The sequence below is a fragment of the Pseudomonas sp. FP818 genome (assembly GCF_030687335.1).
Lineage (GTDB): Bacteria > Pseudomonadota > Gammaproteobacteria > Pseudomonadales > Pseudomonadaceae > Aquipseudomonas > Aquipseudomonas shahriarae.
Window position 1 is genome coordinate 87,907 of record NZ_CP117427.1, and the last position, 12,373, is coordinate 100,279.

The 12,373-nt window shown below is 61.1% G+C and carries 12 protein-coding genes; 5 read left to right on the top strand and 7 right to left on the bottom strand.

All coding sequences use genetic code 11. From position 1 onward, the window contains the following. Position 1: 1 nt before the first annotated feature. On the bottom strand, positions 2-1,348 hold the full coding sequence (gene algB, locus PSH80_RS00430) for a sigma-54-dependent response regulator transcription factor AlgB (protein ID WP_305418743.1): 1,347 nt from the start codon (positions 1,346-1,348) through the stop codon (positions 2-4). A gap of 395 nt (positions 1,349-1,743) precedes the next feature. On the opposite strand from algB, the gene PSH80_RS00435 reads away from it, so the two are divergent. From PSH80_RS00435 to PSH80_RS00455, 5 genes are all read left to right on the top strand, one after another. After that, the gene (locus PSH80_RS00435) at positions 1,744-2,028 is read left to right on the top strand and encodes a hypothetical protein (protein WP_057439242.1); all 285 of its coding nucleotides are present in this window, start codon (positions 1,744-1,746) and stop codon (positions 2,026-2,028) included. A gap of 80 nt (positions 2,029-2,108) precedes the next feature. Next, positions 2,109-2,273 (top strand): DUF1328 domain-containing protein, encoded by a 165-nt coding sequence (locus PSH80_RS00440; protein ID WP_003170804.1) that lies wholly within the window; start codon positions 2,109-2,111, stop codon positions 2,271-2,273. Between the two features lie 2 nt (positions 2,274-2,275). Next, complete coding sequence (locus tag PSH80_RS00445) at positions 2,276-2,743, top strand: inhibitor of vertebrate lysozyme family protein (protein ID WP_305418745.1); 468 nt, start codon at positions 2,276-2,278, stop codon at positions 2,741-2,743. A gap of 708 nt (positions 2,744-3,451) precedes the next feature. Continuing rightward, positions 3,452-4,786: a glutamate/aspartate:proton symporter GltP gene (gltP, locus tag PSH80_RS00450; protein WP_305418747.1), complete on the top strand. Its 1,335-nt coding sequence runs from the start codon at positions 3,452-3,454 to the stop codon at positions 4,784-4,786. 96 nt (positions 4,787-4,882) lie between these two features. Continuing rightward, a complete protein-coding gene (locus PSH80_RS00455; RefSeq protein ID WP_057957912.1) occupies positions 4,883-6,112 on the top strand; it encodes a nucleoside recognition domain-containing protein in 1,230 nt (409 codons plus the stop codon). Between the two features lie 92 nt (positions 6,113-6,204). On the opposite strand, the gene PSH80_RS00460 is transcribed toward PSH80_RS00455, so the two are convergent. The 6 genes from PSH80_RS00460 to PSH80_RS00485 form a co-directional block, all read right to left on the bottom strand. After that, positions 6,205-6,816: an ABC-type transport auxiliary lipoprotein family protein gene (locus PSH80_RS00460; protein ID WP_057957913.1), complete on the bottom strand. Its 612-nt coding sequence runs from the start codon at positions 6,814-6,816 to the stop codon at positions 6,205-6,207. Then, positions 6,813-7,751 carry an MlaD family protein gene (locus tag PSH80_RS00465; protein WP_057439239.1) on the bottom strand — a complete coding sequence of 313 codons (939 nt, stop codon included), beginning with the start codon at positions 7,749-7,751 and terminating at the stop codon, positions 6,813-6,815. Before PSH80_RS00465 ends, PSH80_RS00460 begins: the two co-directional genes overlap by 4 nt. A gap of 1 nt (position 7,752) precedes the next feature. Next, the gene (locus tag PSH80_RS00470; RefSeq protein WP_057439238.1) at positions 7,753-8,556 is read right to left on the bottom strand and encodes an ABC transporter ATP-binding protein; all 804 of its coding nucleotides are present in this window, start codon (positions 8,554-8,556) and stop codon (positions 7,753-7,755) included. Continuing rightward, positions 8,553-9,701, bottom strand: coding sequence for an ABC transporter permease (locus PSH80_RS00475; RefSeq protein WP_057957915.1), 1,149 nt, complete (start codon positions 9,699-9,701; stop codon positions 8,553-8,555). Before PSH80_RS00475 ends, PSH80_RS00470 begins: the two co-directional genes overlap by 4 nt. Positions 9,702-9,756: 55 nt before the next feature. Then, the gene (locus PSH80_RS00480; RefSeq protein WP_169989900.1) at positions 9,757-10,788 is read right to left on the bottom strand and encodes a DUF5924 family protein; all 1,032 of its coding nucleotides are present in this window, start codon (positions 10,786-10,788) and stop codon (positions 9,757-9,759) included. Positions 10,789-10,860: 72 nt separating this feature from the next. Further along, on the bottom strand, positions 10,861-12,243 hold the full coding sequence (locus PSH80_RS00485; protein ID WP_057957917.1) for a pitrilysin family protein: 1,383 nt from the start codon (positions 12,241-12,243) through the stop codon (positions 10,861-10,863). Positions 12,244-12,373: the final 130 nt, after the last annotated feature.

Here is a 12,373-nt window from a genome sequence, read left to right on the forward strand (position 1 = left end):
CTCACAGGTTGTATTGCTTGCGTTTGCGATACAGCGTCGATGCATCAATGCCCAGGGTCTTGGCCGCCTGGTCCAGGGTATCGCTGGTGGCCAGGACGGCGCCGATGTGGGCCTTTTCCAATTCATCCAGGCTCAACGCCGCACCAATACGCGGGGAATTGTTGGTCGGTTGCTCGGCCATCCCCAGATGGCTGATTTCGACTTTCTCCTGGGCGCAGATGATGCTCGCGCGCTCTACGACGTTGCGCAGTTCGCGGATATTGCCCGGCCAACGGTAGTTGAGCAGGGCTTCACGGGCCTCATCGCTGAAGCCGCGAGCCGGCCGCGCATACTCTTTGACGAAGCGCGCCAGGAAGCGGTCGGCAAGGGCGAGGATATCTTCGCTGCGCTCGCGCAGGGGCGGCAGATGCAAGGTGATGACGTTCAGCCGATACAGTAAGTCTTCGCGAAAACGCCCGTCGCGCACCATGTCTTCCAGGTTCAGGTTGGTCGCTGCCAGGATGCGCACATCGGCGCGCCGAGTGACTGGGTCGCCGACCCGTTCATATTCCTTGTCCTGGATGAAACGCAGCAACTTGGGTTGCAACGTCAGGGGAAAGTCGCCGATCTCGTCGAGAAACAGCGTACCGCCGTCCGCCTGATTGACCCGCCCCAAGGTGCTTTCGCTGGCGCCGGTAAAGGCCCCGCGACTGTGGCCGAACAGCTCGCTTTCCATCAGTTCGGCGGTCAGGGATGGGCAGTTGATCGTGACGCAGGATTTTTTCGCCCTTTTACTCCAGCCATGAATGGCCCTGGCCAGCTCACCTTTACCCGTACCGGATTCACCGAGGATCAGGATATTGGCATCGGTGCCGGCCACTTGGCGGGCGGTTTCGAGCACCACCATCATCGACGGGCTATGGGAGTCGAGGCCATCCTTGGGCTGGCGTACTTCGCCTTCCAGCGCTTCGAGGCGTGCCGACAGCTGGCGCACTTCCAGTTGCTTGGCGGTGGCCAGGCGCAATTGGTCCGGGCTGCACGGCTTGACCAGGTAATCGGCCGCGCCCGCCTGGATCGCATCCACGGCAGTATCGACGGCTGAGTGGGCGGTGACGATCACCACGCGCATCCAGGGCGCCTGGACCCGCATTTGCGCCAGCACATCCAGGCCGTTGTCTTCGCCCAGGCGCAGGTCCAGGAAGCACAGGTCGAACACCTGGCGCTGCAACAAGGCATCGGCTTGGGCCGCGCTGTTGGCGGTGGCGACGGTATAGCCTTCATCTTCCAGGCAGTAGCGGAAGGTGCGGAGGATCGCGGACTCGTCGTCCACTAAAAGAATGCGGCCTTGAAGTTCCTTGGCTGATTCCATCTGTCCCGCGCTCCTTAAATTAAGAATGATTGATTTTGGTTAGTCCCGGAATAATCGGGCAAGTTGCATGGTTTATTCTGATTGATTCAAGGTCCTATCGCGCAGCTATCTAAGACCCTTCCTACTTATATGCCTGGGCAGTGGGTTTTTGACCCTTCTTGATGCTTCGGCAGCCCCACAGCCCGTTCTGATCCCTTGATCCGACCAACGACCATCGTGCATTTCGCACGGTGAGGATAGGCGCATCGTGCAGGATGCTGCTGATAAGAAAACCAATGATCTTATAAGCTACTGATTTTATTGGTTTTTATTCGGCGAAAAAACTGGCACGCACTCTGCAATATCTCTCTTACAAGCGTGATTAACGAACAAAACAAATGCGGGAGAGATTCAGGATGACTCGCCAAAGCCTCAAGCCATTGCGTGTATCGCCACTGCGCCTTCAACAGGGTCTGTTCGCCAGCCTTGCGTTGATGGTGACCTTGATCGGTGGCCAGCAGTTACAGCATTGGCAGCAGAGCCAGGCGTCCACCCCGCAGTTCGAACGCGCACCCATGACGCAGACCCATTTCCGTTCCGTTGGCAGCTCCAGCGCCGACGTGGCAACCCCACGCATGATGGCCGTTGAACAGGACATCGCCCTGTACGACGAACCTGTCCAGGAACGCTGGGTGTTCTAGGCACGAACCTGCCGCCCCGTTGGGTCGCGACAGGATGGCTACACAGCAGTCACTTCTATAGACGCAAAAGGAGAATCACCATGTTGAGTTGGGCAATCACATTCCTGATCATTGCCATTGTGGCTGCAGTCCTGGGCTTCGGTGGTATCGCGGGCACCGCCACGGGTATCGCCAAGATTCTCTTTGTCGTTTTCCTGGTGATGTTCATCGCTTCCTTCTTCTTTGGCCGTCGCGGTCGAGGCTGAACATGGCCAACTTGTTTTTTAAAACCCTTGCTGCCGCCCTGCTGTTGGGCGGCAGTGGCTTGGCCATGGCCGCCAATGACGGCCAGGCGCGGGCCAATGACCTGCTCAATACCGACCCGCAATATCGCGAAACCTGGCAGGGCGTGGTCAAGCAGGAAGAGCGTTTGCCTGAATGGGTGATCAATCTTTCGGGCACTGCTGAGCAAATGAATGCCGTGACGGAAGACGGTGATGGTTATTTGGTCGGGCCGCTGTGTGAAACGGCCGATACCTGCCTGAATAAACGTCTGATCGTGGCTTTCAGCATGGATAAGGACGATGCCTACGCGATGTTGGTCGAAGTGCCTGCGGGGCTTCCGGCAGACAAGTCACCGACACGGCATGCGGACTACCGTTTTCTTGGCAAGCCGGATGAAGGCATGCAGAAGTTGCTGATGGAGCAACTGAAGAAAGATCCGAATTGGTACTAGGTCCGTCTGCGGGCCTCACCAACATGGAAACCGGCCAACTGCCTGTTTCCGTTTGCACCGCCACCTGACGGCGATGCATGACCAGGGGGCCGGGTTGCTCTGATCAAGGTGGATCGGCGTGACCTACGGGTACAGGGAGTGCCTGCGCAAGGGCCGGGTCAGGAGAAAAGCTGCGACGCAGGTCCGCAGGCCGTTATGGCCTGATGGACTTGCGGCGGGCTTGAGAGCGATCGCTAGGCGCTTATGCCGCCCATAGCTGTAAAATTCCCTTCTGCTACATCACAACCATTTCACGGTGTTACTGCGCGACCATCTATCGAGAAAGTTTGGTCTCGGCCAGACTGGTTTTTCGATGGTATGCGTAGGAATTTTCAAGAGTTTTTCCCTCCCGGCAAAAAAACCGAAAATCCCTGAGCGAGCCTGAAATGGCCGGTTCACGGCATGTATGCCTGACAGAATGTCGCATTCGAACTGACCAAACAGACAGTTTTATTTGCAAAAACCCATGCCGATTCGGCATAGGGTAGGCGTTTACGGCATTAGACTATGCCCCCCCGCATCGGAATAGTTGCGCCTTTTTTCGCTTGCCAGTAAGCCATATCGGCCATCTGCGGTGACCTTCTACGGAGGCTGATGCTCACACTTTTTCGCTCCCGGGCGTTCCAGCTGGCGCATCTGCCTGAGTCCACTTGAAACAAGGGTAATGACATGAAGAAGGCAAAACTAAGCCTCGCCTGGCAGATCCTCATCGGTCTGGTGCTAGGGATTGCAATCGGTGCTGTACTCAACCACTTCAGTGCCGAAAAAGCCTGGTGGATCAGCAACGTGTTGCAGCCGGCGGGCGATATCTTTATCCGCCTGATCAAGATGATCGTGATCCCGATCGTGATTTCGTCGCTGATTGTCGGAATCGCCGGTGTAGGGGATGCGAAAAAGCTCGGTCGGATCGGTGTGAAGACCATCGTTTACTTCGAAGTGGTCACTACCATTGCGATTGTGGTCGGTCTGCTGCTGGCCAACCTGTTCCACCCCGGTGCCGGGATCGACATGAGTACCCTGGGTACCGTGGATATCTCCAAGTACCAGGCGACCGCCGCCGAGGTGCAGCATGAACATGCGTTCATCGAGACCATCCTCAACCTGATCCCGTCTAACATCTTTGCCGCCGTAGCCCGTGGCGAGATGCTGCCGATCATCTTCTTCTCCGTGCTGTTCGGCCTGGGCTTGTCGAGCCTCAAGCCAGACCTGCGCGAACCCCTGGTAACCATGTTCCAGGGCGTGTCCGAGAGCATGTTCAAAGTCACCCACATGATCATGAAGTACGCCCCTATCGGTGTATTCGCCCTGATCGCGGTGACCGTGGCCAACTTCGGCTTCGCCTCGCTGCTGCCATTGGCCAAGCTGGTGATCCTGGTTTACGTCGCCATCCTGTTCTTTGCCTTTGTGATTCTTGGCCTGATCGCTCGCCTGTTTGGCTTCTCGGTGATCAAGCTGATGCGCATCTTCAAAGATGAGCTGGTACTGGCCTACTCCACCGCCGCCAGCTCCGAGACCGTGCTGCCGCGCGTGATCGAGAAGATGGAAGCCTACGGTGCGCCGAAAGCCATTTGCAGCTTTGTGGTACCTACCGGTTACTCGTTCAACCTCGACGGTTCGACCCTGTACCAGAGCATCGCGGCAATCTTCATTGCTCAGCTGTATGGCATCGACCTGTCGGTTGGCCAGCAACTGATGCTGGTACTGACCCTGATGGTCACCTCCAAAGGCATCGCCGGTGTGCCGGGCGTGTCCTTCGTGGTACTGCTGGCAACCCTGGGCAGCGTGGGCATTCCATTGGAAGGCCTGGCGTTCATCGCCGGTGTCGACCGCATCATGGACATGGCGCGTACCGCCCTGAACGTGATCGGCAACGCCCTGGCCGTGTTGGTCATCGCGCGCTGGGAAGGCATGTACGACGATGCCAAGGGCGAGCGCTACTGGAACTCCCTGCCACACTGGCGCACCAAGACCGCGCTGCCGGCTGGCGAGACCAGCCACGGCTGATCCCTGCCTGATTCGCACAAACCCCGGTAAATCCGGGGGTTTGTCGTTTCTGCCAGCCCCGCTATCATTCGCCACATATTTAAAGGGGTGTGACTGATGCTTAATGGCCTGTGGCTTGGCTTCTTTGTCGTGGCAATGGTATCGGCGTTGGCGCAATGGCTGGTGGGCGGCAATGCCGGGATCTTTGCGGCGATGGTGGAGAGTATCTTCGCCATGGCCAAGCTGTCGGTCGAAGTGATGGTGCTGCTGTTCGGTACCCTGACCCTCTGGCTGGGCTTTCTGCGCATCGCCGAGAAGGCCGGGATTGTCGAGTGGCTGGCCAAGGCTCTGGGCCCGCTGTTCCTGCGGCTGATGCCGGAAGTGCCGGCCGGTCACCCGGCCATCGGCCTGATCACCCTCAACTTTGCCGCCAACGGCCTGGGCCTGGATAACGCGGCGACGCCGATCGGCCTCAAGGCCATGAAGGCGCTGCAAGAGCTCAACCCGATCCCCAACACCGCGACCAACGCGCAGATCCTGTTCCTGGTGCTCAACGCGTCCTCCCTGACCCTGCTGCCGGTGACGATCTTCATGTACCGCGCCCAGCAAGGCGCGCCCGACCCGACCCTGGTGTTCCTGCCGATCCTGCTGGCCACCAGCGCCTCGACCCTGGTGGGCCTGCTGTCGGTAGCACTGATGCAACGCCTGCGCCTGTGGGACCCGGTGGTGCTGGCGTACCTGATCCCCGGTGCGCTGGTACTGGGTGGCTTTATGGCCTTGCTGGCCACGATGTCGGCGACGGCCCTGGCAGGCTTGTCCTCGATCCTCGGCAACCTCACGCTGTTTGGCCTGATCATGCTGTTCTTGCTGATCGGCGCGCTGCGCAAGGTCAAGGTCTACGAAGCGTTTGTCGAAGGTGCCAAAGAGGGCTTCGACGTTGCCAAGAACCTGCTGCCGTACCTGGTGGCGATGTTGTGTGCGGTCGGCGTGCTGCGTGCTTCCGGGGCGCTGGAGTTTGGCCTGGAAGGCATTCGCCACCTGGTGGCCTGGGCCGGCCTGGACACGCGTTTTGTCGACGCCTTGCCTACGGCGATGGTCAAGCCCTTCTCCGGCAGCGCGGCGCGGGCGATGCTGATCGAGACCATGCAGACCCAGGGAGTGGACAGCTTCGCGGCGCTGGTGGCGGCGACGATCCAGGGCAGTACCGAGACCACCTTCTATGTGCTGGCGGTGTACTTTGGCTCGGTGGGTATCCAGCGGGCGCGGCACGCGGTGGGGTGTGCGTTGCTCGCGGAATTGGCCGGTGTGGTGGCGGCGATTACCGTTTGCTACTGGTTCTTTGGCTAAGGCTTAGATCGCTATCGCAGGCAAGCCAGCTCCCACATCTGAAGGTGTTTACGCATCAGAATGTGGGCGCTGGCTTGCCTGCGATGAGGCCCTCAGCGTTTCGGCGCTGCATTGCCCTGCGCCACCACCCAATCCACCACCTGCTTGTTCAACTGATCCCCCGCCAACCCAAACCCGGCCACCACCGCCGGCACCTGGGTATCACTCACTGGCTGGCGCACTTCAAAGCGCTTGGCCGCCACGATCCGCTGGTCACTGCCGCGCACCAGTCGCGCGTCCAGGCGTATCACCACCTCCACTGCCCCGCCCCGGTACTCGCTCTGGAAGGCCTGCAACTGCCCGCCCAGTTCGAAGTCCGCCTGCAGGTTGGTGTCATCGGTGCTCAGGAACGCCACCCGGCCATCGCGCTGGAAACCGTCCAACAGACGGTTGCGCAACAACACCGGCGCCGGATCGCTCCAGCGCGACTGGGCATAGCTGCTGATCAAGTTGCCCTCGGGGACCACGGCAATGCGCGGGCTGTCGATGAACTCACTGGCCTGTGGCTTGGCCAGGCGCAATGACCAGGTGCCCGGGCTGCCATGGGCTGTGGCCTGGGCTGCCGGTAGTCGATAGACGTTGGATGGATCGGCCTTGGGCAGGATCGAGCAGGCGCTGACCAGGGCCAGGGCCACCGGCAGGATCATTTGGTAAGCACGCTTCATGGCGTGAACTCCTTGTTCTTGTCACTGCCCAGCAGGTACCCGCTGGGGTTGGCTTCCAAGCGACGGGAAATGGCCCGCAGGGAGCCGAGGGTATCGCGCAGTTCGCGCACGGCCGGCGCCAGTTCATTGAGGCCCTGCATGCCGCTGTTCAGGGACTCTTTGTTGTCGCTCAACAAAGTGTTGATGGTCGCGGTGCTTTGCTCCAGGGAGCGCATGGCCCCTTCGGCGCTGCCGAACATCTGTTTGCCCTGGTCGTTGAGCAGGCCGTTGGCGTTGCGCATCAGCGCGGTGGTCTGCTCCAGGGTGGCACCGGCCTGTTTGCTGACCTGGGCCAGTTGCTGCATCACCACCTTGATATCGCCCCGTTGCTCGGCGATGGCCCCGGTGGTCTGCTCCAGGTGTGCCAGGGTGCCGCTCAGGCGATCGACGTTGGCGGGCGAGAACATGCGGTTGGCGTTGTGCAGCAGCAGGTTGATGCTGGTCATCAGGTCATTGCTGTTGTTCAGCAGCCGGGCGATGGGCGATGGCGAGGCGGTGATCTGCGGCAGGTTGCCGTTCTTGCCCTTGAGTTCGGGGCTTTGCGGGGTGCCGCCGCTCAGTTGAATGATCGAGGTGCCGGTGATGCCAGTCAGCGCCAGCTTGGCCTGGGTGTCTTCCTTGATCGGCGTCTGCCCGGCCAGGCGGATGCGTGCCAGGACGCGACGTGGGTCTTTCGGGTCCAGGCGCAGGCTGGTGACATCACCGACCTTGATCCCGCTGTACTGCACCGCGCTGCCTTGGGACAGGCCGCTGACCGCTTCGTTGAAGATCACTTCGTAATCCTGGAACGCGCTGTCGACGCTGGACTTGGCCAGCCACAAGCCGAACAGCATGGCGCCGACCACAACGATCACGCTGAACAGACCGATCATCACATGATGGGCTCGGGTTTCCATGTCATACCTCGTTAAGCTGTTGAGCGGCATCCAGTGCCGCACGGCCCCGTGGGCCATGAAAGTATTCGTGAATCCAGGCGTCGTCCGTTTCCGAAACAACATCTATGGCTCCGGCCACCAATACCTTTTTCTGCGCCAGCACCGCCACGCGGTCGGTGATGGTGTAGAGCGTGTCCAGGTCATGGGTGATCAGCAGCACACTCAGGCCCAAGGCATCGCGCAGGGTCAGGATCAACTGGTCGAAGGCTGCTGCGCCAATGGGGTCGAGGCCGGCAGTCGGTTCATCGAGAAACAGAATGTCCGGGTCCAGGGCCAGGGCGCGGGCCAGGGCCGCACGCTTGATCATCCCGCCCGAGAGTGACGACGGGTATTTGTCGGCCGCCGACAACGGCAGCCCGGCCAGGGCCAGCTTCACCGCTGCCAGGTGCTCGGCATCGGCACGGCTGAGACCGGCGTGTTCGATCAATGGCAGGGCGACGTTCTCCGTGACCGTCAGCGAAGAAAACAGCGCGCCCTTCTGGAACAGCACACCGAAACGCCGCTCCACCAGGGAACGCTCGTGCTCCGCCAGGCTCGGCAGGTTCTGCCCGAAGACCCGCACCTGGCCTTCACTGGGCTGGCGCAGGCCGACGATGCTGCGCAACAGCACCGACTTGCCGCTGCCCGAGCCGCCGACCACGGCGAGGATTTCGCCCTTGTACAGGTCCAGGTCGAGGTTTTCATGCACGCTTTGCGGGCCAAAGCGGTTGCACAGGCCACGGACTTCGATCACCGCCTCGCTGGGCGCACGCTGTAAACGGCTCACCAGCCCATCTCCATAAAGAACAATGCGGCCACCGCGTCGAGCACGATCACCACAAAAATTGATTGCACCACCGCAGAGGTGGTGTGGGCACCGACCGATTCGGCGCTGCCGCTGACCTTGAAGCCTTCCAGGCAGCCAATGGCGGCGATCAGGAAGGCGAAGAACGGCGCTTTGACCAGGCCCACCAGCAAATGCTGGACGCCAATATCCGATTGCAGCAGCGAGAGGAACATCGCCGGCGAAATATCCAGGGCCACGGCGCACACCACGCCGCCGCCGATAATTCCGGAGATCATGGCGAGGAAGGTCAGCATCGGCAGCGCCACCAGCAACGCGAGAACGCGGGGCAGCACCAGCAACTCCATGGGGTCCAGGCCCAGTGTGCGGATGGCGTCGATTTCTTCGTTGGCCTTCATCGAGCCGATCTGCGCGGTGAAGGCACTGGCGGTACGGCCGGCCATCAGGATTGCCGTGAGAAGGACGCCAAACTCCCGCAGGAAGGAGAACGCCACCAGGTCCACGGTGAAAATACTTGCGCCGAAACTTTCCAGCACCGTGGCGCCGAGAAACGCAACCACGGCGCCCACCAGAAAGGTCAGCAAGGCGACGATAGGCGCGGCGTCGAGCCCGGTCTGTTCGATATGCGCCACCATCGGCGTCAGGCGCCAGCGCTTGGGCCGGAACACGCCACGGGCGAGGGTTTCGAGGATCAGGCCGATAAAGCCGAGCAGCTTCATGGCATCTTGCCAGACGGTATCCACCGCGCCGCCGATGCGCGCCAGCAGTTGGATGCCGGCGCTTTCCTGCGGCTCTTTGACGGGCACACAGAAATCATTCAGGGAGCGGTAGACGGTCTTGAGCAGCGCGCGGTCGGCGGCGGGCAGACTGCAGTCGGACTGTTCGGCGGAGTGCTCGATGCGCTCGGGCCCCAACAGTTCCACGAGCAGCGAGGCGCCGGCAGTGTCTAGCGCGCCCAGGCCGTTGAGGTCGACGCGGGTGCTGGCGTCGTACTGGCCGTCGAGGCTCGCCGACAACCGCTTGAGGGCGCTGTAGTGGGCCAGCGTCCAGTCCCCGGTGACCCTGAGTTGGGGCGGTTGGGTGGACGCGTCCAGGTGGGCATTGCCTGCCGTTGTGCTACTGGTCATAAGCTCCGAGCTTGTTTGGCTATTCCACAATTGCTATGTAATAGCACGATCCATCCTACTTTGGCGTGTCCGTTGGTGCTGTGTCCGTGACTTTAAAGCGCAACACGCCGATCACCTGGCCATCTTCGGTCAGCACCCGCACTTGCCAGCGGCCCGCGGCATTCGCCGGGAAGTTCTGCTTGTGCGTCCAGGCCCGATAGCCTTCCTTGCGCCCGCCATGGATGTCCAGGGCAATGCGGTCGACCTCTTTGCCGTTGAACTGCCACACATGGTAGATGCGCTCGTCCAGGCCGCGCGGTGCGTTGATCGCGGTGTAGGCGTACAGGCCGCTGCTGCGCAGTTGGCTGGCGCTGACTTCCTTGAGGTCATCGCCGGGGGTACGGTCCTGCAATTGGGTGCTGATTGCCACTTCGCTCATCCACAGGGTCGCCGGCGGCACCCAACTGCGCAGGAACCAGCCCGCGCAACCGATCGCCGCCGTCACGCCCAGCAGCATCAGCCACCCCTTGACGCTGCGCAGTGGCAGGCTTACTGCCAGGCTGGGGATCGACAAGGCCATCGCTACGCCCAGGGCCAGTTTGTAACTTTCGGCGGTGGTCAGGTGCAGGATGATCGGCAACGCGGTGAGCAAGGCGGCAAATAGGGTCAGGGTGTGCAGCGCCAGAAACAGCGAGCGCTTGGGTGCCAGCCATTTGTAGTACAGCGGGTCGGTGATCGAGACGAGTGCGGCGGCGCCCAGCAAACCGGTGAAGATTGCCTGGCTGCTGTTCCAGGTGGTGGTGACAAAAAAGAATGGCAGGACAAAAAACAGGCTTTCCTGGTGGATCATTTGCGTGGCGTAGCGCAGCAGCGGCTCGGGGATTTCCCGCTTGAAGACCTTGCTGAACAACTGGGTGAAGCTGTTCTCCAGCATCAGCCACAGCCAGCTCACCAGCATGATGATCGCGATCCAGCTGGCCATGCCTTGCTGGCGGTCCACCAGGATAAAGCTGCCCACCCCCGAGATAAAACCGCCGAGTGCGATCACCCCTGGGTAGCGCTTCATCAGTTCGAGGATGCGCTGGATGAGATGGGTCAGGTTTGGCATTCGGCGGTTCGCAGTCTTTGTAGGAAAAAATCCCAGACAGAATAACGTCTTAGCCCTCTGAGTGGCGTGCGATTACGCAACTGCTTTGCGATAACGGAGCACGCCAATCAGCCCAATGGCAATCAGCCCCAGCACGCCTGCGGCGATCCAGCCCAGGGCGTCGTAACTGAGCAACGGCTTTTCGATGCGCCAGTAGCCGGGCTGGTTGAGCAACTGGCGCATAGCCTGGTTGGTTTGCGCCAGGCTTACGGCCTTGATGCGCTTGGCCGGGTCGCTGAAGCGGCCATCGGCGTAGTCGGCCAAGGCGCCCCAGTAATAGTCGGCCAGGCCACTGTTGCCCTGCACGGCCCATGCCTGGCGGTCGATGGCAGCTTGTTGCAGGCGGCTAAAGGTGACTCGGTCGAGGCCATCCTCAAGCAGCTTGGCCTTGAGGTTTTCGAGGACGTGTTCGGCTTCAGGCAGGTTGTCGCGGTCCAGGTCGGCGTTCAGGCTCATGAACCCCACGCCGCCCAGCACTTCGCGCTCGCTCCGCGGGCCGTAGGACAGGCCATGCTGCAGGCGCAACTGGCGATACAACGTCCAATCCAGATAGTCCTTGAGCAGGTCGTAGGTCGCGTCGTGCTGGTCGTCCAGTATCGGCTCGGGAAACAGCCAGTGCAGCTTGGCGCCATCGCCGACCCAGCCACGGACCAGGTCACGCTGGGTCGCTGCGGCCTCAAGGGTTTGCGGTAAGGCCCGGTGTTCACTGGGGTCTACCGGCTCGAGCTGGCCATAGGTGCGTTCCAGATAGGCCGGGAGCAGTTTGTCGAGGTCGCCGACGATGATCAGGGTCATGTTGTTGGGGGCGTACCAGTCCTGGCGTACCTTTTCCAACTGGGCGCGGGTCAGGTGCTCGACTTCGGCACGCTCGGCGCATTTGAGGCCCAGTTCCACCGCCAGTTGATTGCTGGCGTTGTGGCCCAGGTCCTGGCGATCCAGCAGGCGTTGCAGGTGCGAAGAGTGGCCGCCGTCTTCGCGCTCCACCACCTGTTTGGCCGCGTTGATTGCGGCGTCGCTCAGCTCGGTACGGGTCACGATTGCCATCAGCAGGTCCAGCACCTTGCGCTGGTTGCGCGCCGGGGCTTCGATGACGAAGGTGGTGTCGGCATTGCTGGTGTAGGCGTTCCACTCCCCGCCCAGGGCCTGCATCTGTTCTTCCAGTTCGCCCTCGCCGCCGCCATTGATGCCGCTGAATAGCAGGTGCTCCAGCAGGTGCGGCAGTTCCTTGTCCGCGCAACTGAAGTCGTCCAGGCCTACACCGACCACCAGGCGGATCGCCACGTGCCCACGTTCGGTGCCCGGCTTGAGCAGCAACTGCAGGCCGTTGGGCAACAGATAGCCTTCGACCTGCAAGCGGTCAAAGGCAAAGGCGTGGGCCGAGCCTATGAGCAGGCAGGCGAATAACAGGCGACGCATAACGGGGTTCCTGGCGGGTGATGACTTTGGGAGCAGCCAGTGTGTCAGGCATGCATTTTTCTGCTGACACACCGCTATCGCGGGCAAGCCCGCTCCCACATTGGTTGGGCGGTGTTTTTAACTGACTCCC